Raw genomic sequence first — 24,637 nt, forward strand, 5'->3', positions numbered from 1 at the left:
GGACACCGCCGGCTCCACTTCAGCGGTGTCCTCCCGTGATGCCGAGGCTCAGGGCGTGGGCGTGACCTGGTAGGGCACCACGCGGTAGCCGGCGTTGCCGGTGCCCAGCTGCCCCAGGCCGTTGTCGCCCCAGGCCCACACCGCGCCAGAGCCACGGCGCGCGAGCGAGTGGTAGCCGCCCGCCGCCAGGGCCGTGGCGTCGATGATGTTGGGGACCTGCACGGGCGCGAGCTGATCACCGGTGAAGCCATCCCCCAGTTGGCCGTTGCCGTTGTAGCCCCACGCCCACACGGTGCCATCCGACTGGAGCGCCAGCGTGTGTGAGTTCCCCGCCGCGATGGCCGTGCCGCCCGTGAAGCCCAGGGCCTGCACCGGCGAGCGGCCGGTGGAGCCGCTGCCGTCCCCCAGCTGCCCCCGGTAGTTGTCGCCCCAGGCCCACACGGTGCCATCCGTCTTCAGCACCACCGCGTGGGAGTCACCGGCGGCCACGGAAGAGCCGTCCGCGAGCCCGGGAACCACGCCCGGCGTGGTCCGGGGCGGCCAGTTCGAGGTCGAGCCGTCACCCAGCTGCCCATAGCTATTGCTGCCCCAGGTCCATCCGGTGCCATCCGTCTTGAGCGCCACCGCGAAGGTGCTCCCCGCCGCCACGGCCTTCACGTCCGTGAGGCCGGGAACGGCCTGGGCCGTCGCGCGGCTCGTGGTGGTGCCGTCCCCCAGCGTCCCCGAGCTGTTGCTCCCCCACGCCCACACCGTGCCGTCCGACTTGAGCGCCAGCACGAAGCCATTGCCCGCGGCCAGCGCGGTCACGTCCGTCAGTCCCGGCACCACGGCGGGCGAAGCGCGGGACACCGTCGTTCCGTCACCCAGTTGGCCGCTCGCGTTGTCACCCCAGGCCCACACCGTGCCGTCCGTCTTCAAGGCCAGCGCGTACGAGTCCCGCGCGGCGACGGCCGCCACGGAAGTGAGCCCCGGCACCTGCGCGGGCGCCCAGTGGTCCTGCGTCGTGCCGTCGCCCAGCTGGCCCTGCTCGTTCCGGCCCCAGGCCCACACCGTGCCGTCCAGCTTCAGGCCCACGGAGAAGAAGTCCCCCGCCGCCACGCTCTTCGCTCCGGTGAAGAGCGACGCGGTCCGGCTCACGTACTGCTCCGGGAAGCCATCTCCCAGCTGCCCCGTGAGGTTGCCGCCCCACGCCCACAGCGAGCCGTTCCCCTTCACCGCGAGCGCATGCTCCTGCCCGCTGGACAGGGACACGGCCCCGGTGAGCGCCAGCACCGGCGCGGGCGTCATGTGGGACGTCTGGGTGCCGTCACCCAGCTCGCCGCGGCTGTTGCCGCCCCAGCTCCAGACCGTGCCGTCCGCGGTGGCCACCAGCCTGGCGCCCACGCCCGTCCCCAGCGCGACGGCGCTCGTGAAGGCGGGCAACTGCACGGGGGTCAGCCGGTGGAGGGTGGTGCCATCTCCCAGCTCTCCTCCGAAGTTCAACCCCCACGCCCAGACCGTGCCGTCCGACTTGAGCGCGTAGGAGTTGACGCTGCGCGCGGACAGCGCCACCACGCCCGTGAGGCCCGACGTCTGGACCGGCGTGAGCCGTTCATAGGTGTTCGTCCCGTCGCCCAGCTGGCCACTGCTGTTGTAGCCCCAACCCCAGACGGTGCCGTCCGTCTTGAAGGCCAGCGAGTGGCTGTACCCGGCGGCCAGCCCCGCCACGTTCGTCAGGCCCGCCACCTGCACCGGCTTGAGCTTGCGCACGCGGGTGCCGTCCCCCAGCTTGCCGTTGGCGTTCTCACCCCAGGCCCACACCGTGCCGTCGTTCTTCAGCGCCAGCGAATACAGTTGGCCGGCGGCCACCGCCTTCACGTCCGTCAGCCCCATCACCTTCACCGGCTTGAGGCGCTGGGTGGTGGTGTTGTCCCCCAGTTGCCCCTGGTCGTTGAGCCCCCAGGCCCACACCGTGCCGTCCGCCTTCACCGCGAGCGAGTGCTCATTGCCCGCGGCGATGTCCACCACCACGCCGGTGAGCCCCGTCACCTTCACGGGCACCAGGCGGTTCGTGGTCGTGTTGTTCCCCAGCTGGCCATACTTGTTGTACCCCCAGGCCCACACCGTGCCGTCCGCCTGGAGCCCCAGCGAGTGGAGCCGCCCGGCCCGCACCACCGTCCACGTGGGCGCCGTCACGGCGGCCTGAGCCACGCCCGGGTCCGACGCCTCTTCCGCCGGAGCTTCTGGCGGAGCCGCGCAGCCCGACAGCCAACCCAGACACAACACCAGACCCAAGATGAGACGGCTTCGACTGCCACCGCGCACGGTCGACATGTCACTCCCCCTGCAAGGGATTGGAACGGGACAGGCTCGCCATAACAGGGAAGTCTGTCCCATTCCAAACACAAGGGTTTGCAGCGTCCCCCAATGCCTTACGGCAGGTACTTCCACGCCGCCGTCACCGCCGGCTGGAAGCAGTGCACATGGGCCTTGGTGGCGGCGGGAATCTCCTGCACCACGCCGGCCCCGTAGCCCTGCTTGCGGCACCACTGGCTCACCTCCAGGCGGGAGCCCGGGGCGGTGTAGTCGCCCGTGCTGGACACTGGCCCCAGCACGGACCGCTCCACGTCCGTCTGGAGCCCGGAGTTGAAGCAGCCCACCCAGGGCCGGGACGTCACCTCGAACACCTGCCCCGTCGTCCATCCCTGGCGGTTGCAGAAGCGGTGCGCCGCGGCGGTGCAGTGGGTGCTCGTCACGCCGCGCTCGTCGGTGCAGCCCGCGTGGATGCGGGAGAGCTCCTCGAACGTCACCGCCACGCTCTCATGCTGGATGGGCGCGCAGGCCACCGTCAGGTCCGTGGCCGTGGAAGACACCGGCACGCCCGCCAGCGAGATGGGCGGACGGTTGCTGACCAGTTGCTGAATCGTGTCCCAGGTGTTGGTGGCGCTCGCCAGCGCGTCGCTCGCGCCCCGCTGCGCGCAGACCCGGTGCATCGCGGACAGGCACGCGGCCGAGTTCAGGGCGCTGGTGCCAGTGCACGCGGGGGCCTGGGCGCTCATCGCGAACTGGCCCGCGGAGGGCGTGTGCTGGATGGCCTCCTCGCGGCAGTTGGCGCCGTGCGCGGTCATGCAGATGCTCCGGTTGGAGCGCGCGTGCGTGAAGATGCGCACCTCGTCGATGGCGCCCCGGAACGAGCCCTCGCCGTTGACCGGGCAGCGCTGCGTGTCCAGGTTCGAACCCGCGCCGATGTAGAGCGTCCCCGTGCCCAGCCGGGCCGTCCCCGGCGCGACGGGCAGCGCGCGGTTGGTGGGCACGCCGTTGAGGTACTCGTTGAAGACGCCGGTGGTGCCGTCCCACGTATAGGCCAGGTGGCTCCACTGCCCCACCGGCAGCACCGGGCCGCCGCCCAGGCGCACGCGCTGGCCGTTGACGACCAGGGAGAACTGCACCTGATTGCTGGCTTCGTAGATGATGTCCAGCCCGCCCGCCTTCTGCATCAGGTAGCGATAGGGATTGCCGGTGGTGCACCCCTGCTGGATGTCCGCGTCCGGCCGCACCGCGAACTCCACGGACAGCGCGCGCACGGCCGCGCCCACGCCGGGCACCGTGCCGGAAGGGTCCGTCAGGCTCACCGCGAGCGCGCCGCCGCCAGGCACCACCAGCGCCTTGCCCTTGCCGTGCGGCTGCCACAGCGAGTCCGGCGAGGAGCGCGTCAGCGCGTTGCCCGGGGAGATGGAGGCGGTCCCCACCAGCGTGCCGGTGAAGAAGCGGCCGGACAGGTCCGGAGTGCGCGTCAGGTCATACGCACCCGCGCGGGTGACGAGCTCGTTCATGGGCAGGAAGAGCAGGTGGAAGGGGTCCATCAGCTCGCCCAGGTCCACCTCGTTGTAGTCGGCCGTGTTGCTGCCGAAGAGGGCCAGCACGTCGTGCGTCTTGGTGACGGGCAGGTAGTGCGCCGCGTTGCTCTGGCCGGGCGGGAAGTTCTGCGCCGGCAGGCGCTCCTGCTCGAAGTTCCACATGGGCCCCGAGTAGAAGAGGTGCGCGATGTCCATGCGGTCCGTGTTGAGGGCTCCGTCGATGTGGTACGCGGTCCAGTTCGTGTCCGCGCCCACCAGGCTCACCGCCTTGCGCCGCGCGCCGTCCGTGTACGTGACGGCGATGTAGAGGAGGTTGCGGCCCTCGTGGTCCACCCACGCGTAGGCGCCGCGAACCAGCGCGCCGGAGGCCGTGTCGCCAAAGTCCTCGCCCGTCGCGGCCTTCAGCCGCTTCCAGGAGAGCGGGTAGCGCTTCACGCCGGGGTCCGGGTCGTTGAACATCATCGACAGCGGGCGCGGGTTGCTCCAGCCCGTGGCCGCGCACGGCGTGGGGTTGTACGCGTACATCATGTGGTCGATGCCGCCCGTGTTCGCGGGCGCGCCTTGATAGATGATCAGCCGCCCGTCGGACGTCATCGTCGGCTCGATGCCGCGCAGCGTGGCACCGGTGACGGTGCGCAGCGTCTCCAGCGCGCCGGTGCTGAAGGACGCGATGTCCGCCGCCGTCGTGAACGGCTGGGACACCCGCAGGTCCGACGTGCGCCTCCGGAAGACGTTGTCCCCGTTGAACATCATCGAGTCGAAGATGTACGGCTGGTACACCGCGACGCCGCCCGACAGCACGTAGGGCTGCGCGGGGTTGGTGAAGCAGAACGCCAGCGCGTTCTCGCCGTTGCGCACGGTCACCGTCTTGCCTGGAGAGAAGGCCCCCGCGAACGACGGCTTGCCCGCGGCGTCGTACGTCACCGCCTCCGGACGGAACACCCGGGCAATCCACGTCGTGGTCGTCGTCGCGTGGTCCTCACCGATGTTGCCCACGAAGATGCGCCCGTCCACCGTCGACGAGTGCCCGTTCGACCCGAAGGGCGTCGGGATGCGCGTGTTCACCAGCGACGGGCGCCCTTGCGCGAACACCGCACCGGGCATGCCCGCGAGCAGCACGGCCAGACTCCAGATAAGTGAGTTTTTCATGGAAATTATCTTAAACTCATTTCCATGCCCGGCCCAACCCGGCCGGGTTCCCGCTCCCTGTCGGAGCCGGACATACCTTCGAGGTTGTTGATGATGGCGTTGAACGCCGGGAAGACGCTGTGGGCGCTGGCGGCGGTACTGGGACTGACGGCGTGTGGAGAATCCCCTGCTCCGGCTTCGGACGCGGCGCTGACCACGCCGGTGGTGGCGGAGCTTGAGCAGTCCGCGACGGCGGCGCCGCTGGGCCAGACGGTGTGGCTGAAGGCGTGCACGACGCAGAAGTTCGTGTCGGCGGACAAGAACCTGGGCGCCACGGCGCCGCTCGTGGCCAACCGCGACAGCGCGCAGGGGTGGGAGCAGTTCCAGGTGGGCGACGCGGGCAATGACTTCATCTCGCTGCGCGTGGTGGAGACGGGCCTGTACGTGTCCGCGGATCCGAACGCGGGCGGACAGGTGACGGGCTTCCGCACGGCGGTGGGTGACTGGGAGCGCTTCACCTGGGTGCCCTTCCCCGACGGCACGGTGGGCCTCAGGGCGAAGAGCACGGGCCAGTACGTGTCCGCGGACTCGAACCTGGGCGCCAGCGCGCCGCTGTACGCCAACCGCGCCACGGCCGGCTGCTGGGAGTCCTTCTCCTTCGGCGTCGTGGGCGGCGGCGAGGACCGCTGGGTGCAGATCTGGAGCGACGAGTTCGACGGCACCAGCGTCAACAGCGCCAACTGGACGCCCAACACGTCCGTGCACGTGAACAACGAGCAGCAGCAGTACACGACGTCCGGCGACAACATCTCCGTGAGCAACGGCACGCTGAAGCTCACCGCGCGCCTGCAGTGGAACAACGGCTACCCGTTCACCTCCGGCCGGCTGGAGAGCGCGGGCAAGCGCGAGTTCAGCCACGGCCGCGTCGAGGCGCGCATCAAGATGCCGGTGGGCGCGGGCCTGTGGCCGGCGTTCTGGATGCTGGGCAATGACATCAACTCGGTGGGCTGGCCGGCGTGCGGTGAGCTCGACATCATGGAGAACGTCGGCTACGGCGACTGGACGTCCGGGGCGCTGCACGGCCCGGGCTACTCCGGCAACACGCCCATCAACGGCCGCTTCTATCCGTCGTCCAGCGTGAGCAACTGGCACGTGTACCGCACGGAGTACTCGTCGGCGGACATCAAGTGGTACATCGACGGGGCGCTGGTGAAGACCACGACGCGCACCGAGGTGCTGCGCTACGGCGCGTGGGCCTACGACAAGCCGATGTACATCATCCTCAACCTCGCGGTGGGTGGCGGCTATCCCTTCGGCGTGAACGGCGCCTCGACGCCGTACTACGGCGTGCCTCAGTCCACGGTGGACCTGGTGCGCAACGCGCCGCAGACGATGGAAGTGGACTGGGTGCGCGCCTACCAGTGGCGGTAGGCTTTCCGGCATGACGCTCCCGCCCCTCCTCCTCCTGGCTGACAGCGCCCCGCTGTTCTGGCGCGTGGAGGGGCGCCCCTTCCTGGACTACGTGCGCGTCCTCACCGGCGCGGAGCTGCGCGTGCCGCCGGTGAAGGCCGCCTACCTGGGCGCGTCCAACGGCGGCCAGCCGGAGTTCTACGACCTCTTCGTCGCGGCCATGGAGGGCATCGGCCTCACGCGCTGCCGGAGCATCCCGGCGGCGCCCTCCCGCGAGGACCTGGCGTGGCTGAAGGAGGCCGACGTCATCCTCCTCGCGGGTGGCGATCCGCGCGTGGGCTGGGACGCGTTCCTGGCGCACGGCGTGGATGAAATCCTCCGCGAGCGGCACCAGGCGGGCGCCGTGCTGATGGGCGTCTCCGCCGGGGCCATGCACCTGGGGCTGGGCGCGTGGTGCGACGACCTGCCCGGCGAGGGCGAGCCCTTCCCGACGCTGGGCCTGGTGCCCTACCTCATCGGCGTGCACGAGCCGGCCGAGTGGCCGGGCCTCAAGCTCGCCGTCCGGCGGATGGGGTTGCCTACGCGCGGGCTGGGCATTCCTCGGGGCGGCGGCGTGCTGCTGCACGCGGACGGCAGCGTGGAGCCCGTGCGGCAGCCGGTGGTGGACGTGACGCTGGACGTGGAGGACCGGCTGCACGAATCACTGCTGCTGCCTCCCGCCACGCCGTACCGGGGCGAGCCCCCCGAAGCGCCGGTGGACCGGCGGACGCTCCAGTAGAGGACTCCCTTCGCGAGGAACGACGATGGCGACGAGAACCGGCAGGACGGCGGTGTGGGCGCTGGTGGCGGGGCTGACGGCGTGCGTGGGGGCACCGAAGCGCGAGGAAGGCGTGGCCCGCCAGGACGACGGCTGGGTCCAGGTTTGGGCGGACGAGTTCAACGGCACGCAGGTGGATCCGGACAACTGGATCCTCAAGACCGACGTGCACGTGAACAACGAGCAGCAGCAGTACACGACGTCACCGGACAACGTGTCGGTGAGCGGTGGCACGTTGAAGCTCACGGCGCGGATGCAGACGGCCAATGGCTATCCGTTCACGTCGGGCCGGGTGGAGAGCGCGGGCAAGCGCGAGTTCACGCACGGACGCGTCGAGGCGCGCATCAAGCTGCCGGTCGGCGTGGGGCTCTGGCCGGCGTTCTGGATGCTGGGCAATGACATCCACACGGCGGGGTGGCCCGCGTGCGGTGAGCTCGACATCATGGAGAACGTTGGCTACGGCGACTGGGTGTCGGTCGCGTTGCATGGGCCGGGCTACAGCGGCAACACGCCCATCAACGGCCGCTTCTATCCGCGCACGCCGGTGAGCGAGTGGCACGAGTACCGCGTGGAGACGTCGCCCCAGGCCATCCACTGGTACATCGACGGCGAGCGCGTGAAGACGACGACGCGCGAGGAGGTGGAGCGCCACGGCGCGTGGGCCTACGACAAGCCCCTGTTCATCATCCTCAACTTCGCGGTGGGCGGCGGCTACCCGGAGGGCGTCAACAAGGCGAAGGAGCCGTACTTCGGCGTGCCGCAAGCCACCGCGGACCTGCTCCGCCAGGGTCCCCAGACGATGGAAGTGGACTGGGTGCGCGTCTCCGAAAAACGCTGACGCCTCCCTCCAATGGGGGATGGTCCACCCCGCACCGGGGTTCCTAGGGTGTTCCTCTTCGGGAGGAGCAAGGAATGGCGGTCACGGTGCTGGTGGTGTCGGGGCCCATGGGCGCGGGGAAGACGACCCTCGCGCAGGGGCTCGCGCGGCGGTTCGGCGCCCTGCATCTCCCCTCGGAGGGCCTCCTGCGGAAGCATGGCGGTGACGGTTCCCGGCGCTCGCGCCAGGAGCTGGTCGTCACGCTGGACCGGGAGACGGGGGGACGCTGGCTGGCGAAGGAAGTGCTCGCGGCCCTGCATGGGCAGGGCCTGGATGCGTCCCACCCCGTGGGCAGAGTCCCCAGGCTGATCATCGTGGACGCCGCGAGCAGCGAGGCACAACTGGACAGCCTGCGCGCAAGCCCGGGGCTCCGCGTGGTGCATGTCCACCTGGATGCGCCCGAGCCGGAGCAGGCCCTGCGCTTCGCGCGGCAGCGTTCGCGCGTCAGGCACAAGGCCACGGCGCTGGCCACCGTCGAAGAGGCAGCACCTCACGCCGAGCAGCCTCCGCGCGCTCCGCACGCGGGCCCGGCGCTGGCCCTTGTCGAAGCGGCAGGGCCTCGCGCCGACCAGCCTCCGCGACACAGGCATGAGGGCATGGCGACAGCCCCCGTCGAAGCGGCCAGAGCACCTCACGCTGAGCAGCCTCCGCGACACAGGCATGAGGGCATGGCGACAGCCCCCGTCGAAGCGGCCAGAGCACCTCGCGCTGAGCAGCCTCCGCGCGACAGGCATGAGGGCACGGCGGCAGCCGCCATCGAAGCTGCCTTGGCACATCGCGTGGAGCAGCCTTCATGCGCTGCGCCTCGAATTGCGGAGCAGGACCGCTTCGAGGCGGCCTGGGCGCATCCCGCCGAGCGTGCGGTGCACGCACTCGCATCCCTGGCGGAGCTCGTGGTCGACACGGCGCGGACTCCGCCCGATGCGGTGCTCGTGCGGGTGGCCAGCCGGCTTGGGCTCTACGGCCGGCCCGGTGAACGGCTCGTGGACCTCATCGTCCCGGGCCCCCATGGCGACGTGGACACGCGCCCGCTCACGGCGCAGCTCGTGCCCCACTACGATGTGCTGCTCCGGCTGGGGATGGCACCGGTGCCCTCGCGCGAGGAACTGGAGGACGCCTTCGCCCAGGGACACCGCGTGCTCATCGAGAGTGCCGGGCCAGCGGCGAGCGTGTGCCTCGCGGCGGCGGGCATCGCGCCAGGCCGGGTGCGGCGGACCGTCATGGTGTGCCTCTCCGAGGGCAGCGCGTTCGACTGGGTGCGGCTGCGAGAAGCCGCATCCCTCAACGGCCCCACGGACCTGGCGCTCGTGCTCATGGGCGACCTGGCCGCGACCAACTGGGCCGCCCGGCGCTTCGACCAGCTCACCGACGCGGCCCGGCATCACCTGGAGGAACTGGAGCGCGTCGCGGGTGCGCCCGTGTCGTTCCTCGCCCCGTCGCCCCAGGCCCGCCACCTCATTGAACGACGGCCCTGGTGAGCCCGCGCTCGGAAATCGCCCGAGGCCCTTTTCTGATTTTCCGGGCAGGTGTGTCCGTACAGAGCACCCGTTCCCGGAGCCCGCGTGCCCCTGCCTCCCCCATCCCCGAGCCGATGGCTGCTGCCCGGGCTGCTGCTGCTCGGATTCGCGACCCCGGCCGTGGCCATGCCCACCGGCCCCGGCGCCTTCTGCGCTGAGTACCCCACCGCGCCCGCGTGCCAGGGCACCCAGCCCGCCTGCACCTACTGTCACGTGGCCCCGCCCCAGCGGAACGGCTACGGCGCCGCGCTGGAGCCGCACCTGGCTCCCGGCAAGCCGCGCCCCCTCACCGACGCGGACTTCGCCGCCGCCCTGCCCGCCGCGCTGCGCGCCATCGCCACCGTGGACACCGACGGCGACGGCGCACCGAACCAGTTCGAGGTCGAGCAGGGCTCGCTCCCCGGTGACGCCTCCAGCGTCCCGCCCAGCGGCGTCTGCGGTGGCGGAGAGAACCCCCAGTTCAAGGTCTGCCAGTACGACCCGCGCTTCGTGTACCGCCGCATGCTCAGTGACTTCTGCGGCAGGTCCCCCACCTACGTCCAGGTGGCCACCTTCCTGGAGCTGGGCAGCGAGGAGAAGCAGCGCGCCTTCATCGACCAGGAGCTGGACCGCTGCCTCCAGTCCGACTTCTGGCGCGGCAAGAACGGGCAGCTCTGGAAGGTCGCCCACCCGAAGATCCGGCCCATCGGCTCGCTCAAGTCCGGCGAGGACGCGGGCCAGATTCCCCTCGCGGACTACTACGACGACTACGCCCTCTTCACCTGGTCCCAGACGGATGACCACGACGCGCGCGACGTGCTCACCGCCCGCTTCTTCGTGAAGCGCTCGGGTGCGAGCCCCACCACGTACGCCTCCGCCAACAGCCTCTCCACCCAGGCCGTGGAGGCCACGCGCCGCGCCGGCAACATGACGACCGCGTGGACGCTCACCTCCTTCGTCATGTTCACCGCGCTGCCGCGCAACGCCGCCTCGCAGATGTACCGCGCGTACCTGGGCCTGGACATCGCGAAGCAGGAGGGCCTGCACAGCGTCCCCAATGAGCCGCGCGACTACGACGCCAAGGGCGTCCAGGCGCCCCAGTGCGCCGCGTGCCACGCGACGTTGGATCCGCTGGCGTATCCGTACCGCAACTACAACGGCCTGGGCGGGCTGCCCAACCGCTACATCCCCAACCGCCTGGAGCTGCTGTTCCCCAACGAAGCCGCCACGCTGAAGAACACGCCCGAGCAGGGCGTCATCCTGGGCCAGCCCGTGAACAACCTCACGGAGTGGGCCCAGGTGGCCGCCAACAGCGACGCCTTCGCCATCTCCACCGTCACGGACTACTGGAAGCTGCTCGTCGGCCACGCGCCGCGGCCGGAGGAGAACGAGGAGTTCGTCCGCACCTGGCAGGCCTTCCGCACCACACACGCATACCGCGTGCAGAAGATGCTGCACGACCTCATCCGCACGGAGGCCTACGGTGCGCCCTGAACGCCTGCTGCTGACCTGTCTGCTGTTCACCGGCTGCTCCGACAAGCCCCCCACCGCCGTGGACCTGGGGCCGGGCGCGAACCCCGGCGTGACGCCGGAATGGGATGGCGGCGTCGCGAAGTCCCAGAAGGGCAACCTGCGCTTCAAGGGCCCCGAGCGCCTTTCGTTGGACCTGGCCCAGGCGCTGGAGCTGCCCTCCACGTCCGTGTGCAACGAGCTGGGCCAGTATCCCTGCCAGGGCGTGCACGGCGTGGCGCTGGGCGGCGTGGACCCCTACGAGCACAGCGTCTACGAGACGCCCACCGTCACGGGCGCCACCACGCCCATCGCCGTGGAGCGCATCGTGCTCTCCGCCTGCAACGCGCGCATCACGCTGGACGTGACGACGCCCGCGTCCGCGGTGGTGTTCAAGGACGTGGCCCTGACGTCGGACGGCAAGCTGGTGGACGCCGCGAGCCCCGCCGTCGCCACGGCGGTGACGTCCCTGGTGCGCCGAGCGTGGCTGCGCGACCCGACCCAAGCCGAGCGCGACACGCTGGTGCGCCTGTCCGCCGACGTGCAGGCCACCGGCACGGCCAGCCCGGGCGTCGCGTGGATGCAGGCCGCGTGTCTCTCTGTCTTCTCCTCCGCCGAAGCCGTCTTCTACTGAGGAACCCCTCCCATGACCCTCAAGACCACCGGCCGGCTGTCACGACGGGAGATGCTGCGGGCGCTGTCGCTCTGCGCCGCGGGCACCACCCTGGCCCCCTTGCTCTCCGGCTGCCGCGAATCCCTCCAGACGCCCGAGTCCCTGGAGAAGCTGGGCCGGAAGCGCGACGCGCTCGACGGCAAGCCGAAGTTCCTCATCGTCATCGGGGCGGCGGGGGGCGCGTCCATCGTGGACAGCTTCCTCGCGGTGCGCCAGTCCGAGTCCGCCAACGCCGCCGGGATCAACACCTTCCCGGACGCGCAGGTGCAGGCCGTGGCGGGCAGCCCCTTCCGCGCGGTGAAGTACAGCAACACGCGCCTGGGCAGCATCAACATCCCGGTCAACACCGACCAACTGGCGTTCGTGAAGAAGCACGCGAACGAGATGCTGGTGGCCACGTCCGTGGGCACGTCCGTGAACCACGGCATCGCGCAGAAGCGCTCGCTCACCGGCAACGGCGCGTGGCGGGGGCGCACGCTCCAGGAGGCCGTCGCGCTCCAGTGGGGGAGCGGCATGCCGCTGCCCAACGTCAACATGGGCACCGGTGGCTACTCCGAGCGTGGCACCGACGACAGCCTGCCCCTGTCCTGCTTCGGCGAGGCCGTGGTCAACCCGTCGCTGTGGCCCCTGGGGCTGGACGGCTCGCGAGGCATCGCCGGGGCGCCGTCGAAGGACGTCATCGCGCTGGCGCGGAGCACGCGGGACGCGTTGGATCAGAAGTCCATCTTCGGCCGCACCTTCCAGGACAGCGCCGCCCTGAAGCGCTGGAGCGAACAGCGCGGCGTGCAGCAGCCGAGGCTGGAGGCGCTGGACCTCATCACGAAGCTCAACGTCCTGCCGGACCTGCCGCAGATTCCGTTGTCGAAGTACGGCCTGGAGACCTCACCGGACGGAGTGCGGCTGCGCGAGGTGTTCCCCGGCTTCTTCACCGACCCGGTGCAGGGTCAGGCGGCGCTTGCGTTCCTGCTGCTGAAGTACCGGGTGTCCGTGTCGGTGACGCTGGGGCCGGACTTCAACGTGGCGGTGGGCGGGCCCAACGGCATCGCGAATCCGCCACTCGCGTTCGACATCAGCCACAACGACCACCGGGGCGGCCAGGCCTTCATGTGGGCGCGCATCCTGAACACGGTGGACTCGCTGTTCACGTTGCTCAAGGCGGAGCCGTTCGACGCGACCTCCGGCGAGTCCATGTGGGACCGCACGCTCATCTACGTGGCCACGGAGTTCGGCCGCACGCGCCCGCGTCCCTCCGGCGCCACGGAGTTCGGGTCCGGGCACGACCTCAACAACGGCTTCCTGCTCGTGTCCCCCATGGTGAAGGGCAACACCGTCCTGGGAGGCGTGGATCCGAACACCACCCTCACCTACGGCTTCGACGCGCGCACCGGAGCACCGCAGCCGGGAAAGCTCACGTCCAACGAACCGGACATCTACTCCGGAGTCCTCACCGCCATGGGAGCGGACCTGGGCGGCAGCGGCCTCCCGGACGCGAGCGCCTTCAAGCGGGCCTGAGGCCTTGCCATGCCAGCGCCATGCCACGAAGCCAGGCGCTTCGCGGCACGGACCGAGACCACCCGCCGGGAGCGCGCTTCAGAAACCTGTCCGACTGTCGGACAGGTTTGCGCCGCCTGGGGCTCAGGCCAGCGAACTGGTCCGACTGTCGGACAGGTTGGGCCGACTGCCGTGCCAGGCTGTGCTGGTTCCGAACGTGCCACGGAGGACGGCACGCGCATCCATGTCAGCCCCCTGTGGTTGAAGAAGGGCACAGCGGATAGGGGGCCTGGAGCAACGGAGGGGACTCGCCCCTGCACTCGTCATGGGCTCCCGTCATCCAAGAAACCGCCTCAGCCGCCGTAGCAGTTCAGCGTCGAGCCGCCGCAGTAGCTGGAGCCGGAGTTGCTCCAGGAGCCCGAGGAGTTGGTGCAGATCTGGTTCTGCCGGCGCTCCAGCGTGGGCGTGCAGCAGCCCACCTTGATGGTGCGCGTCTGGCCGGGGATGCAGCCGGCCTGCGCGGACACCTCCTGCGTGTCCTCCGTCACGGGCGCGCCCTCCTCCGGGGCCTCCACGCCACAGCCCACGGTCCCCAGCAGACAGGTCACCAGCAACAAGCCCCGCTTCAACGTCTTCATGTGTCGCTCCCGGTGGTGAGTCACAGCCGTCCGGGACGGTATCAACCGTTTCCGGTTCCACCAGGATTCCCAGGGTTGCCTGAACCGGGGAGTCGAGCCCACAACACCGTGGCGTTGGGCCGGGCCGGCTCCGGGGTGATGCCCAGCTTCTTGAAGTCCTGCGAGTAGCGCGACCCCTTCAGCACCACCACCCTGCGGGCCACGCGCCGGGCCTCCGCCACCGTCTCGCGCGTCAGCGGCGAATGGTCCGCGTGGCGGCGCAGCGCCTCGAACGCGGCGGAGGACTTGCGCTCGCGCTCGAACATCGGGTCGAAGAGCACCACGTCGAACGCGCCGTCCGGCAGCGTGCGCAGGTACTCCGCCGCGTCCGCGTGCAGCACGTCCACCGCCGAAGCCGCCGGGTGGCGCGGCAGCCCCGCGAGCCCGTGATGCACCAGCAGGTAGAGCGCCGGGCTCTTCTCCAGCGCGGTGACGTGCCCCGTGGGCCCCACCAGCCGCGCCGCCACCTGCGCGTCCGCGCCCAACCCCAGGGTGCAGTCCAGCACGCGCTCCCCTTCGCGCAGCCCCGCGACGCGCAGGAGCTGGTCCTCCGTCACGCCCGCGTCCAGCTGCTTCACGCGCAGGTGCGCGAGCCCCGGTGAGAAGCGCAGCGTGCCCTCCGCGTCCACCAGCGACACCGCCGCGGATTCGAAGACGACCAGCGCGTCCGCCGTGTCGGTGAGCAGCTTCTTCAGGGGCAGCTTGTGGTGGCGCTCCACATACGGCACGCCCACCGCCTCCGCCGCGCTCCGCGCACGCTGTGCGAGCAGTGCGTCCACCCGGTCCGATGTGGTGACCACCAGCGGCTTTCGGGAGGAAGGAGGAGGCTCGGACATGGGGACGGTGCAGCCTACCCCGCGCGCAAGCCGTCCCTCCGGGGTCATTCCCCTGTCCACCGCCCGGCACCCACCCTCCCCCGGGACGCATGGCCCCGCGCGTCACGGCTTCTTACTCATTCGCCATCACGCGGGGATGTCATGGAAACCGCGTTACCACGGCCTTGCCGGTTCAGGGCCTGGAGAGGGGGAAGGACATGCGACACCCACGAATGGCCCATGCGGGCGTGCTGCTGTTCAGCGTGGCGGGGCTGATGGCCATGGCCCTGCCGCGGATGGCGAGCACCGAGTCCAGGCCACTGCTGGACGCGCCCCGCGCATCACCCACGGGGCTGGAGCCGCGCGCCGTGGCGCTGGGGGACTTCGACGCGGACGGGCTTCAGGACGTGGTCACCGCCAACCACGCCGCGGGCACGGTGTCCGTGCTGTGGAGCCGGGGGGACGGGACGCTCGTGCCCGGCGGGGATCAGCCCACCGGCTCGCGGCCCACGGCCGTCGCGGTGGGGGACTTCGACGGGGACGGGCACCTGGACGTCGTGACGAGCCACTTCGCGGGCACGGTGTCCGTGCTGCTCGGCCGGGGAGATGGGACGTTCGAGTCGCGGACCGAGCACCCCGTGGGCGCGGAGCCCACGTCCGTGGACGTCGGTGACTTCGACGGCGACGGCCGCCTGGACGTGGTGACGTCGAACGAGATGGACGACTCCGTGTCGGTGCTGCTGAACCGGGGCGCCGGGAAGTTCGCGCACCACCGGGACGTGCACACCGGCACCAACCCGTTCGCGGTGGCGGTGGGGGACGTCAACCACGACGGCAAGGCGGACCTCGTCACCGCGAACTTCGTGGACACGGTGTCGGTGATGCTGGGCAACGGCGACGGGACGTTCCGGCCGCGCACGGACTTCGCGACGGGCAACGCGCCCTACTCGGTCGCGGTGGTGGACGTGGACGGCGACGGGAAGCAGGACCTGGTCACCGCGAACTTCCGGGGCCGCAGCGTGTCCGTGCTGCACGGCGACGGCACCGGCACGTTCCCCTCGCGCGCGGACTTCCCCGTGCGGGGCGGGCCGTACTTCGTCGCGCCCGGTGACTTCAACGGCGACGGGACGCTGGACCTGGTCACCTCGAACTACAGCGAGAACACCGTGTCGCTGCTGCCCGGCCAGGGCCACGGCGCCTTCGGCACGGACACGCTGCTGCCCACCGGCGAGGGGCCCGCGGCGGTCGCGGTGGGGCTGCTCGACGGCGACCTGAAGCCAGACGTCGTGACGGCCAACGCCCGGGGCAACGACGTGTCCGTGCTGCGCGCCTCGGCCTCCGCGGACCTGGGCGTGGCCCTCACCGCCGTCCCCCGGCGAGGCATGTCCGCGCCGCGCCTGGACTACACGCTCACCGTCACCCAGCACGGACCGGATCCGCTGACCCGCGCCGTCATCACCGTGGCCCTGCCGCCGGGCCTCCAGGCCACCACCCGGGACTGCCACGTGGCCGCCGGCGCGCTCCTGTGCGAGGTGGGTCCGCTGGCCGTGGGCGACAGCGCCCGCCTGCGCTTCAGTGCGCCCCTGCCGCGCTCCAGCCTGGGCCTGTCCTACCGCATCACCGCCACGCGGACCGACAGCGTCCCGGCGGACCTCCACCCCGCCAACGACGTCGCCAGCCAGGACTACGTGTCCCTGGGCGGGCTCACGGCGACGTGGTGGTGAGCGCCTGACGCCAGGGGGCGCTCAGCGCGAGCGCTTCAGCTTGGACCACATGAGCCCGACGAAGGTGTCGGGGGCGGGCTCGGCGGTCATCAGCTCCTCGTCCTCGCGGCCGCGCACGGGCGGCGGCAGGGGCTTGGGGGCCACGGGGAACGGCAGGGGCTCGGCGGAGTTGAGCCCCTGCGCGTGGCGCTCCATCACCTCCGCGAAGGAGCGTCGGGGCGTGTTCCGGTCCGTCACCGGCGCGGCGCCCTCCACGCTCTGGAGGGCCCGGATGCGAAGGATGACGCTGGCGCCCTCGGCGCGCGAGATGCCCGTCACCCGTCCGATTGGACCCTTCGGCGCGCGTCCCCGGCTCATCGGCAACCCTCCCGGCTGTCCGGGAACGTAACGCCTCCACCCCCTCGCCGGCCACTGCCCGGCCCCCGGAAGGCCACGGGATGGCCTGCCTGGCCGGCCGGTGTTCACTGTCCGGTGTAACCGTCCCCCGGGCTCCCGCGTAAGAGGAGAGAGCGCCCTTTCCACGAAGGTGCCCGGAGGCTTCGCGTCCCATGCCGTTCCCCCGTGAAGTGTCTTCCCCCACCCGGCTGCCGGTGGCCCGCCGGCTGTGGCCCGCCGTGCTGGTGCTGGCCGCCACGCTGAGCGCGTGCACCGAGGCACGCGGCGCCCCGCCCGGGACGAAGGCCGCGGTCACCGCGTCCGCCCCGGTGCAGGACGGCCGCACCTACACGAAGCCATCCGACGCGGAGCTGAAGCGGACCCTGTCCCCGCTGGCCTACCAGGTGACGCAGCACGAGGGCACCGAGCCGCCCTTCCGCAACGCGTACTGGAACAACCACGAGGAGGGGCTCTACGTCGACGTGGTCAGCGGCGAGCCGCTGTTCTCCTCGCGCGACAAGTTCGAGTCCGGCACCGGATGGCCCAGCTTCACCCGGCCCCTGGACAAGGCCCACGTGGTGGAGAAGCGCGACGGCAGCCTGGGCATGGAGCGCGTGGAGGTGCGCTCGAAGGACGGTGACTCGCACCTGGGCCACGTCTTCGAGGACGGGCCGGAGCCCACGGGCCTGCGCTACTGCATCAACTCCGCGTCGCTGCGCTTCATCCCCGTGAACGAGCTGGCCGCGAAGGGCTATGGCGCGTGGCTGCCGTCCTTCGGCCGCGCGGCCCCCGGTGAGCCCCAGGGCGCGATGGCCCCCGCCGCGGGCGCCGTGGTGCTGGCGAAGGCCGCGGCCCCCACGGAGGCCGCTCGCGAGACGGCGTACCTGGCCGGCGGGTGCTTCTGGGGCATGGAGGACATCCTCCGCAAGATTCCGGGCGTCATCGAGACGGAGGTTGGCTACACGGGCGGCTCGAAGAAGGGCGCCACCTACGAGGACGTGCACACCGGGGAGACGGGGCACGCGGAGGCCGTGCGCGTCGTCTTCAACCCGAAGCTGCTGACGTACGAGGCGCTGCTGGAGAAGTGGTTCTTCCGCATGCACGACCCGACGACGCTCAACCGCCAGGGCAACGACGTGGGCACGCAGTACCGCTCCGCCATCTTCTACCTGTCGGACGCGCAGAAGCAGACGGCGGAGGCGGTGAAGGCGCGCGTGGACAAGTCCGGCAAGTGGTCCCGCCCCGTCGTCACGCAAGTCACCGCCGCCGGCGAGTGGGTGCCCGCCGAGGGCTACCACCAGGACTACCTGGTGAAGAACCCCGGCGGCTACACCTGCCACTACCTGCGGGACTGACGCGCGCTCAGGCGGCGCGGTCGCGGGCCTCGAAGGTCATGCCCGCCTTGCGCAGGCGCTCCACCAGCACCATGCCCATGGCGGACGCGGGGGTGAGGACACCACCCCGCTTGGGGATGGTGTCGAAGGCGAGGCACAGCGCGGACTCCGCGAGCATGCGCGCCGTCGCCGCGTAGCCCGGGTCTCCGCTGGACGCGACCTTGCCCTCCACCTTCACGCGCTGGCCGCTCTTGGGGGACTGGCCCTCGCCCAGGAGCTTCACCTCGAAGAGGCCCCGCTCACGCACGGCGGCGGACGGGCCCTGGCCCGGCGCGGGCAGCACGTGCTTCTCCAGCAGCTCGCGCACGGGGTCCACGTTGGACACGGCCATGAAGCCGCCCAGCCCCGCGGTGGTGGCGGCGGCGAGCGCGAACCCCTTGGGCCCGGGGCCGAAGTCGGACACCTCCGAGTAGAAGAAGTCGCGGCCCCACGGGTAGCCCAGGAGCGCGTTGGAGCGCCGCACGACGCGCGTGTTGACGGACGCCATCACGAAGGGCGCGGTCCACGTGCCCGTGTCCGGGCTCTTCTTCACGGTGGCCAGGTCGCGCTCCTCCTTCGTGCCGCGCGAGGGCTCCGGGTCCAGCGCGTGGGCGCTGGTGAGCACCTTCTTGAGGGAGGGGTCCGCCTTCACCGCCGCCAGCGTGTCCATCATGCTGGCGATGGTGCCGCCGCTGAAGCCGCCGCGCATGCGCGTCAGGTGGAAGCGCACCTGGTCGCAGTGGCCGCCGTGCTTCTCCCGCATGTAGTCCTGGAGCATGAGCGTGCCCAGGTCGGAGGGGATGGAGTCGAAGCCGCACGTGTGCACGATGCGCGCGCCCGTCTCACGCGCCCGCGCGTCGTGCGCGTCGATGGTCTTGCGCATCCACTGCACCTCGCCCGTCAGGTCGCAGTAGTCGGTGCCGGCGCGGACGCACGCGGCCACCAGCTCGTTGCCATAGCGGGCGTAGGGGCCCACGGTGGAGATGATGACGCGCGTTTTCGCCACCATCGCGTCCAGCGAGGCGGCGTCCTTCGCGTCCGCGAGCACCACCGGCAGGTCCGCGAACTCCGGCCGCACCTTCACCAGCTCCGAGCGGATCTGTTCCAGCTTCGCCGCGTCGCGCCCGGCGATGGCCCACTTCGCGCGGTGGGTGTCCTGCGTGCGCGCCAGGTACTCCGCCACCAGGCGGCCGGTGAATCCCGTGGCGCCCCACAGGATGATGTCGAAAGCGGGCTTCGTGTCGTGGGCCATGGGGCGGCGCGTAGCCGGAGCCTCCATGTGCGCGCAAGCGCGATTCCACCGCCCGTGAGCGCGCTGTGCAGGGCGCCACACCCTGAAGGCGTCAGGCGCGCAGCCGCAGCCGGATGGGCCCGCGCGCGGTGGACGGGTCCACCACCCTGCCCCCCTGGACGATGTCCAGCACGCCCCGCGCGACGAGCCTGCGCGCCGCCTCGCGCACGGGCTCCATGCACGCGCGCCAGTCGTCTTCCCCCGAGGCCCGGGCCACCTCCGAGGGGCACACGGTGGCGCCGCCTGCCCGCTGGGAGAGCAGCTCCAGGATGCGCGCCTCCCACGGGGAATCCCGCGCGGCGGTCCGCTTCCCCCGGCACGCGTCCGAGCAGTACCGCACCTGTTCCCAGTCGCGTGCCCACTTCTTGCGCCAGGTGATGGCGCGGCCGCAGACGGCGCAGGGCTTGGGAGGCGGTGGGGAGGCCATGCGCCTTCATCGATGCGCCCGGCCGCGCCGGGTTTCAACCCCGGCCGACGCCGAAGTAGGTGAAGCCCGCGTCGCGCGCCTGCGCCGGGTCGAAGGCGTTGCGGCCGTCGAAGATGACCGGGCGGCGCATCAGCGACCTCAGGCGTCGCAGGTCCGGGTGGCGGAACTCGCTCCACTCGGTGACGAGGAAGAGGCCGTCGGCGCCCTCCGCCGCGTCGTAGCAGGTGGACGCGTACGACACGCGGTCCGAGAAGCAGCGGCGCGCGGCCTCGCCCGCCACCGGGTCATGGCACTGCACGCGCGCGCCCGCGTCGAGCAGCCCCTCGATGAGCTCCACGGACGGGGCCTCGCGCATGTCGTCCGTCCTCGGCTTGAAGGCCAGGCCCCACACCGCGAAGGTGTGGCGGGACAAATCTCCGTAGTGGCGAAGCGCCTTGGTGAGCAGGCTCTTCTTCTGCCGGGCGTTGGTGGCCTCCACCGCGCGCAGCAGGTCCAGTTCCAGCCCCACGTCCCGCGCGGTGGCCATCAGCGCGCGCACGTCCTTGGGGAAGCAGCTGCCGCCGTAGCCGATGCCCGGGTGCAGGAACGCGTAGCCGATGCGCCGGTCCGCACCCACGCCCCGGCGCACGTGGTCCGCGTCCGCGCCCACCCGCTCGCAGAGCGCGGCCACGTCGTTCATGAAGGAGATGCGCGTGGCGAGCATCGCGTTGGCCGCGTACTTCGTCAGCTCCGCGGAGCGCGTGTCCATGAACAGGATGGGGCTCTCCGTGCGCACGAAGGGCGCGTACAGCTCGCCCATGATGCGGCGGGCGCGCTCGGAGCCCGTGCCAATGACGACGCGGTCCGGCTTGAGGAAGTCCTCCAGCGCGGCGCCCTCTTTCAAGAACTCCGGGTTGGAGACGACGTCGAACGCGTGCACGGTGCTGCGGGCGATGACGGCGTGGACCCGGTCCGCCGTGCCCACCGGCACGGTGCTCTTGTCCACCACCACCGTGTAGTGCCGCAGCGCCCGGCCCACTGCTTCCGCGGCGGCGAGCACGTACTGGAGATCGGCGCTCCCGGACTCGCCCATGGGCGTGCCCACCGCGATGAACACCACCGTCGCGGCGCCCACCGCGGAAGCCAGGTCGGTGGTGAAGCGCAGCCGCCCCGCGTCGCGGTTGCGGCGCACCAGCTCCTCCAGGCCCGGCTCGTAGAGGGGCAGCTCCCCGCGCTGGAGCGCCGCCACCTTCGCCTCCTCCACGTCCACGCACGTGACGTCGTGTCCGGACTCGGAGAAGCACGTGCCCGCGACCAGCCCCACGTAGCCCGTCCCGATGACGGCGATCCTCATGGCTCCCCTTCCCCCCGCGCGTCCTCGCGCCCCACAGCTCATGGCGCGCGGCCGGACGCGGCCTCTCGCGCATACCCCTCCAGCGTCCGCGCGCGGTGCTCCGCCGTGTGCTCGGCCAGCACTCGCGCCCGGGCCCGCAGAGCCACCGCCTGACGCTCCGCCTCCGGCAGCTCACGCAGGTAGCCGAGCGTCTCCCGCGCGTCGTGCGACACCAGGATTTCGACGCCCGGCGTGAAGAAGGCGTCCAGCCCCTCCCACGCGTCGCTGATGATGGGCACACCGCACGCGGCCGCCTCGAACAGCCGCACGCTCGGCGAGTACCCGGCGCGCACCATGTCCCTGCGGGTGACGTTCAGCGTGAAGCGCTGCGCGGTGTAGAACGCAGCGTGCTCCGGCGGCGCCAGGTGCTGCACGCGCTCCACGTTGGACGGCCACACCACGCCCTCGGGGTACTGGGGGCCAGCGACGACGAAGCGGCCCTCGGGCCAGCTTCGCGCCGCGTCCAGCATCAGCCGCTCCAGCACCGGCTGCCGGTCGTCGCTGTACGTGCCCAGGTAGCCCAGGTCCCAGCGGGGCTTCCCCGCGCATGGGCCGTACAGCTCCGGGTCGCAGCTGCAGTACAGCGGCCGGGCCGCGGGCGAGCCCAGCTCCCGTTCGATGCGCTGGAGCGTGGGTCCGCCGGTGAAGGACAGGTAGAGCTGGTAGCCGGGCACCAGGTGGGGCGCGAGGTACTCGAAGTCCCCGCGCTCCAGCTTCGCCAGCGTCACCGGCGTGTCGATGTCGTAGAAGGCCGTGACGCCCTTCGCGGTGCCCTGCACCCACGCGCCCACGTCCACGCCCTGCGGCACGTAGGAGCCCACCACCACGAGGTCGGCCCTGCGGACCTCGGAGGCGAAGCGCTCGCGCAGGTCGTCCAGGCTCGCGTACAGCTCCGTGCGCCCGGCCCAGGTGCCGCTGGGGTCGCGGTGCGCGGCGTACCAGGGCACGTCCCGCTCCAGGAAGAGCACGTCGTGCCCGCGCCGCACCAGCTCGCGCACCAGCGCCCGGTAGGTGGTGGCGTGGCCGTTGCCCCAACTGGAGGTGATGGACAGCCCCAGGATGACGATGTGCATGTGCTGGGGGGCCTTCACGCCGGGCCTCCCTGCGTGGGGGCGCGGTAGCCCAGCTCCGCCTCCACCTCCACCGCGCGGTGCGTGTACGTGTGCTCGGCGAGCACGCGCTGGAGCGCGGCCTGTCCGATGCGCCGCGCGTCCTCCGGGGTGAGGCGCCGCACGTGCTCGGCGACCTCCTCTCCGGAGTGGGCCACCAGCACCTCGCGGCCGGGCTCCAGGAACTGCTCCACGCCCTCGAAGGCGTCGGTGATGAGACAGGCGCCCGCGCCCGCGGCCTCGAACACGCGCGTGGCCGGAGAGAAGCCGAAGCGGGCCATGCTGTCGCGGTGGATGTTGAGCACCGCGCGCGCCGAGCAGTTCAGCGCGTTGTGGTCCTGCGTGTAGACGTGGCCCAGGCGCACGACGTTGGCGGGCAGGACGCGGGCCTCCCAGCCACTGCCGCCCAGGAGCATGCGCATCCGGGGCAGCGCCTCCGCGGCCTTGAGGAAGAAGGCCTCCACGCGCGCCTCGCGGTCCGGCAGCCGGTTGCCCAGGAAGGCCAGGTCTCCGGCGAAGCGCGGCTCGGGGGCCACGGGGTGGTGCGTGTCCGGGTCCAGCGCGTTGTAGATGGGCACGCAGCGCTTCGCGCCCAGCTCGCGGTACGCGTTCACCACCGGCGCGCCGCCGCCGTACGTGAGGATGTGGTCGTAGCGCGGGATGAGCGGGCGGAAGAGGTCGTTCGCGTCCTTCGCCACGCGCTCCAGCGTCGCGGGCGCGTCCACGTCCCAGAACACGACCTGCGTGCCGGAGCGGCGCAGCTCCAGCACCCGGGCCTCCAGGTAGGAGTCGAAGGTGCCCACGCCGCTGGCCTTCACCACCACGTCCGCGCCGAACGCGTCGTCCAGGCACGCGTCGAGCGAGCCCCGGTCGTTCGCGTAGACGACGACGCGGGCCCAGTCCGGGTCCTGGAGGTCGCGGTGCTCCTGACGTCCGTAGGCATCCGGCTCGTAGAAGGTGATGTGGTGGCCGCGCGCGTGCAGGGCGCGGATGAGCCCCCGGTAGTAGGTGGCCGCGCCGTTCCAGTAGGCGGACACCAGGCTGGAGCCAAAGAAGGCGATGCGCAGGCCGCGGCTCATGCGAAGACCCTTTCGGAGGACTGCGGGTGGAGGACGTCGTTGGACATCCCCAGCGACTGACAGATGCCCAGCAGCGCCTCCACGCGGTGTGAGCAGGTGTGCCGGGACAGCACCGTGCGCAGGCCGGCCTCCGCGAAAGCGTGCCGCATCTCCGCGTCCGAGACGAGCGCGGACAGGTGGCGCCGCATCTCCGCGCCGTCCCGGGCGACGAGGAAGTCCTTGCCTGGCGTGAAGAGGCCGTCCGCGTCCTCCCAGGGGGCGGACACCAGCGGGATGCCGCACGCCAGCGCCTCGAAGGGGCGGATGGTGGGGATGCCCGGCAGCGCGGTGGTGTAGGGGCGCCGGGGCACGTGCACGGTGACGCGCGCCTGGGAGAAGGCCAGGGGGACGCGGTGGTTGGGCAGCCAGCCGGCGTACTCGATGCCAGCGTCGAAGAGGGCGCGCAGGGCGGGGGCCGGGTAGCGCACGCCGTGCACCCGCGCCGTCAGCCCCAGCGTGTGCACGGGCTCCAGGAGGAACTCGTGCAGCTCCTTGGTGCGCTCGTCGTCGCCCCAGTTGCCAATCCAGACCAGGTCGCGCACCTCGCGGTTGCGTGGGTGCGGGTGGAAGACGCGCACGTCGGCGGCCTCGTGCCAGGTCCATGCGCGCTTCGCCCAGCCCTGCTCCACATAGAGGTCCCGCAGCACGTCGCCGAAGGCGAGCACGCCGTCGTAGTGGGACAGGTCGTAGCGGGCCATCTGCTCGGGGGCGCTCACGCCGCGGTGGTGGGTGTCGTGGAAGAGGAGGCGGAAGCGGCCGCCGTCGCGGCGGTGCTCGCCGATGCGGCGCACCAGCTCCGGTGGGTTCCATTCGTGCACGAGCACCAGGTCCGCGCCGTCCAGCACGGCCTCCAGGTCCAGCGTGTCGGGCGCGTACCGCACCGGGCGCACGCGCGGATAGAAGGTGCGGACCTCGTTGAGCGCGGCCATGCCGTGAGGTTCCTCCAGGAGGTTCTGGAGGCTCCACGCGTTTTCGGGCTCGAGCACGCTCACGGAGTGGCCGCGCGTGGCCAGCTCCGTCACCACGCCTCGCAGGAAGTGGGCATTGCCGTGGTTCCAGTCCGACAGCAGGGAATGGCAGAAGAGGATGACACGCATGGGTTGGGCAGGCTCCTCGGTG

20 protein-coding genes are annotated in these 24,637 nt (G+C 71.4%); 9 read left to right on the forward strand and 11 right to left on the reverse strand.

Annotation, left to right across the window (positions count from 1 at the left end; all coding sequences use genetic code 11):
* Positions 1-48 precede the first annotated feature (48 nt).
* Positions 49-2,313: an RCC1 domain-containing protein gene (locus JYK02_RS13375; protein ID WP_242588729.1), complete on the reverse strand. Its 2,265-nt coding sequence runs from the start codon at positions 2,311-2,313 to the stop codon at positions 49-51.
* Between the two features lie 98 nt (positions 2,314-2,411).
* A complete protein-coding gene (locus JYK02_RS13380; RefSeq protein WP_207051316.1) occupies positions 2,412-4,985 on the reverse strand; it encodes a LamG domain-containing protein in 2,574 nt (857 codons plus the stop codon).
* A gap of 90 nt (positions 4,986-5,075) precedes the next feature.
* Here JYK02_RS13380 and JYK02_RS13385 point away from each other — a divergent pair, with 90 nt between their 5' ends.
* The 7 genes from JYK02_RS13385 to JYK02_RS13415 all read left to right on the forward strand — a co-directional run bounded on the left by JYK02_RS13385 (position 5,076) and on the right by JYK02_RS13415 (position 13,258).
* On the forward strand, positions 5,076-6,395 hold the full coding sequence (locus tag JYK02_RS13385) for a family 16 glycosylhydrolase (RefSeq protein ID WP_242588730.1): 1,320 nt from the start codon (positions 5,076-5,078) through the stop codon (positions 6,393-6,395).
* 10 nt (positions 6,396-6,405) lie between these two features.
* Positions 6,406-7,152 carry a Type 1 glutamine amidotransferase-like domain-containing protein gene (locus tag JYK02_RS13390; RefSeq protein ID WP_207051317.1) on the forward strand — a complete coding sequence of 249 codons (747 nt, stop codon included), beginning with the start codon at positions 6,406-6,408 and terminating at the stop codon, positions 7,150-7,152.
* 25 nt (positions 7,153-7,177) lie between these two features.
* Entirely contained in the window at positions 7,178-8,029 is an 852-nt protein-coding gene (locus JYK02_RS13395) for a glycoside hydrolase family 16 protein (RefSeq protein WP_207051318.1), read from the forward strand.
* A gap of 74 nt (positions 8,030-8,103) precedes the next feature.
* Positions 8,104-9,546 (forward strand): AAA family ATPase, encoded by a 1,443-nt coding sequence (locus JYK02_RS13400; protein ID WP_207051319.1) that lies wholly within the window; start codon positions 8,104-8,106, stop codon positions 9,544-9,546.
* 84 nt (positions 9,547-9,630) lie between these two features.
* The gene (locus JYK02_RS13405; protein WP_207051320.1) at positions 9,631-11,058 is read left to right on the forward strand and encodes a hypothetical protein; all 1,428 of its coding nucleotides are present in this window, start codon (positions 9,631-9,633) and stop codon (positions 11,056-11,058) included.
* Positions 11,048-11,707, forward strand: coding sequence for a hypothetical protein (locus JYK02_RS13410; protein WP_347402488.1), 660 nt, complete (start codon positions 11,048-11,050; stop codon positions 11,705-11,707). The genes JYK02_RS13405 and JYK02_RS13410 overlap by 11 nt, the downstream gene beginning before the upstream one ends.
* Positions 11,708-11,719: 12 nt before the next feature.
* The gene (locus JYK02_RS13415; RefSeq protein ID WP_207051321.1) at positions 11,720-13,258 is read left to right on the forward strand and encodes a hypothetical protein; all 1,539 of its coding nucleotides are present in this window, start codon (positions 11,720-11,722) and stop codon (positions 13,256-13,258) included.
* A gap of 332 nt (positions 13,259-13,590) precedes the next feature.
* Here the strand turns inward: JYK02_RS13415 and JYK02_RS13420 are convergent, their stop codons facing one another.
* Both JYK02_RS13420 and JYK02_RS13425 read right to left on the reverse strand, forming a co-directional pair.
* A complete protein-coding gene (locus JYK02_RS13420; protein ID WP_207051322.1) occupies positions 13,591-13,875 on the reverse strand; it encodes a hypothetical protein in 285 nt (94 codons plus the stop codon).
* Between the two features lie 41 nt (positions 13,876-13,916).
* The gene (locus JYK02_RS13425; protein WP_347402489.1) at positions 13,917-14,714 is read right to left on the reverse strand and encodes a class I SAM-dependent methyltransferase; all 798 of its coding nucleotides are present in this window, start codon (positions 14,712-14,714) and stop codon (positions 13,917-13,919) included.
* A gap of 233 nt (positions 14,715-14,947) precedes the next feature.
* On the opposite strand from JYK02_RS13425, the gene JYK02_RS13430 reads away from it, so the two are divergent.
* Positions 14,948-16,453 carry an FG-GAP-like repeat-containing protein gene (locus JYK02_RS13430; protein ID WP_207051324.1) on the forward strand — a complete coding sequence of 502 codons (1,506 nt, stop codon included), beginning with the start codon at positions 14,948-14,950 and terminating at the stop codon, positions 16,451-16,453.
* Positions 16,454-16,474: 21 nt separating this feature from the next.
* Here the strand turns inward: JYK02_RS13430 and JYK02_RS13435 are convergent, their stop codons facing one another.
* A complete protein-coding gene (locus JYK02_RS13435) occupies positions 16,475-16,810 on the reverse strand; it encodes a hypothetical protein (RefSeq protein WP_207051325.1) in 336 nt (111 codons plus the stop codon).
* Positions 16,811-17,001: 191 nt separating this feature from the next.
* Between JYK02_RS13435 and JYK02_RS13440 the strand changes: the two genes are divergently transcribed.
* Positions 17,002-18,183 carry a bifunctional methionine sulfoxide reductase B/A protein gene (locus JYK02_RS13440; protein ID WP_207051326.1) on the forward strand — a complete coding sequence of 394 codons (1,182 nt, stop codon included), beginning with the start codon at positions 17,002-17,004 and terminating at the stop codon, positions 18,181-18,183.
* 7 nt (positions 18,184-18,190) lie between these two features.
* Here the strand turns inward: JYK02_RS13440 and JYK02_RS13445 are convergent, their stop codons facing one another.
* The 6 genes from JYK02_RS13445 to JYK02_RS13470 all read right to left on the reverse strand — a co-directional run bounded on the left by JYK02_RS13445 (position 18,191) and on the right by JYK02_RS13470 (position 24,615).
* Positions 18,191-19,453 carry a saccharopine dehydrogenase family protein gene (locus JYK02_RS13445; RefSeq protein WP_207051327.1) on the reverse strand — a complete coding sequence of 421 codons (1,263 nt, stop codon included), beginning with the start codon at positions 19,451-19,453 and terminating at the stop codon, positions 18,191-18,193.
* Positions 19,454-19,544: 91 nt separating this feature from the next.
* Positions 19,545-19,919: a DUF2256 and DUF3253 domain-containing protein gene (locus tag JYK02_RS13450; RefSeq protein ID WP_207051328.1), complete on the reverse strand. Its 375-nt coding sequence runs from the start codon at positions 19,917-19,919 to the stop codon at positions 19,545-19,547.
* Between the two features lie 34 nt (positions 19,920-19,953).
* Positions 19,954-21,252 (reverse strand): UDP-glucose dehydrogenase family protein, encoded by a 1,299-nt coding sequence (locus tag JYK02_RS13455; RefSeq protein ID WP_207051329.1) that lies wholly within the window; start codon positions 21,250-21,252, stop codon positions 19,954-19,956.
* Between the two features lie 38 nt (positions 21,253-21,290).
* On the reverse strand, positions 21,291-22,382 hold the full coding sequence (locus JYK02_RS13460) for a CgeB family protein (protein WP_347402490.1): 1,092 nt from the start codon (positions 22,380-22,382) through the stop codon (positions 21,291-21,293).
* Positions 22,379-23,479, reverse strand: coding sequence for a CgeB family protein (locus JYK02_RS13465; RefSeq protein WP_207051330.1), 1,101 nt, complete (start codon positions 23,477-23,479; stop codon positions 22,379-22,381). The genes JYK02_RS13460 and JYK02_RS13465 overlap by 4 nt, the downstream gene beginning before the upstream one ends.
* Positions 23,476-24,615 (reverse strand): CgeB family protein, encoded by a 1,140-nt coding sequence (locus tag JYK02_RS13470; RefSeq protein WP_207051331.1) that lies wholly within the window; start codon positions 24,613-24,615, stop codon positions 23,476-23,478. The genes JYK02_RS13465 and JYK02_RS13470 overlap by 4 nt, the downstream gene beginning before the upstream one ends.
* Positions 24,616-24,637: the final 22 nt, after the last annotated feature.

The organism is Corallococcus macrosporus (genome assembly GCF_017302985.1).
Lineage (GTDB): Bacteria > Myxococcota > Myxococcia > Myxococcales > Myxococcaceae > Corallococcus > Corallococcus macrosporus_A.

Excerpts from the sequence above, each read along its gene's own strand:
- JYK02_RS13440 (WP_207051326.1), top strand. The coding sequence starts at position 17,002 with ATGCCGTTCCCCCGTGAAGTGTCTTCCCCCACCCGGCTGCCGGTGGCC.
- JYK02_RS13400 (WP_207051319.1), top strand. The coding sequence starts at position 8,104 with ATGGCGGTCACGGTGCTGGTGGTGTCGGGGCCCATGGGCGCGGGGAAG.
- JYK02_RS13430 (WP_207051324.1), top strand. The coding sequence starts at position 14,948 with ATGCGACACCCACGAATGGCCCATGCGGGCGTGCTGCTGTTCAGCGTG.
- JYK02_RS13455 (WP_207051329.1), bottom strand. The coding sequence starts at position 21,252 with ATGAGGATCGCCGTCATCGGGACGGGCTACGTGGGGCTGGTCGCGGGC.
- JYK02_RS13435 (WP_207051325.1), bottom strand. The coding sequence starts at position 16,810 with ATGAGCCGGGGACGCGCGCCGAAGGGTCCAATCGGACGGGTGACGGGC.
- JYK02_RS13375 (WP_242588729.1), bottom strand. The coding sequence starts at position 2,313 with ATGTCGACCGTGCGCGGTGGCAGTCGAAGCCGTCTCATCTTGGGTCTG.
- JYK02_RS13450 (WP_207051328.1), bottom strand. The coding sequence starts at position 19,919 with ATGGCCTCCCCACCGCCTCCCAAGCCCTGCGCCGTCTGCGGCCGCGCC.
- JYK02_RS13395 (WP_207051318.1), top strand. The coding sequence starts at position 7,178 with ATGGCGACGAGAACCGGCAGGACGGCGGTGTGGGCGCTGGTGGCGGGG.
- JYK02_RS13465 (WP_207051330.1), bottom strand. The coding sequence starts at position 23,479 with ATGAGCCGCGGCCTGCGCATCGCCTTCTTTGGCTCCAGCCTGGTGTCC.
- JYK02_RS13470 (WP_207051331.1), bottom strand. The coding sequence starts at position 24,615 with ATGCGTGTCATCCTCTTCTGCCATTCCCTGCTGTCGGACTGGAACCAC.
- JYK02_RS13385 (WP_242588730.1), top strand. The coding sequence starts at position 5,076 with ATGATGGCGTTGAACGCCGGGAAGACGCTGTGGGCGCTGGCGGCGGTA.
- JYK02_RS13445 (WP_207051327.1), bottom strand. The coding sequence starts at position 19,453 with ATGGCCCACGACACGAAGCCCGCTTTCGACATCATCCTGTGGGGCGCC.
- JYK02_RS13390 (WP_207051317.1), top strand. The coding sequence starts at position 6,406 with ATGACGCTCCCGCCCCTCCTCCTCCTGGCTGACAGCGCCCCGCTGTTC.
- JYK02_RS13415 (WP_207051321.1), top strand. The coding sequence starts at position 11,720 with ATGACCCTCAAGACCACCGGCCGGCTGTCACGACGGGAGATGCTGCGG.
- JYK02_RS13420 (WP_207051322.1), bottom strand. The coding sequence starts at position 13,875 with ATGAAGACGTTGAAGCGGGGCTTGTTGCTGGTGACCTGTCTGCTGGGG.
- JYK02_RS13380 (WP_207051316.1), bottom strand. The coding sequence starts at position 4,985 with ATGAAAAACTCACTTATCTGGAGTCTGGCCGTGCTGCTCGCGGGCATG.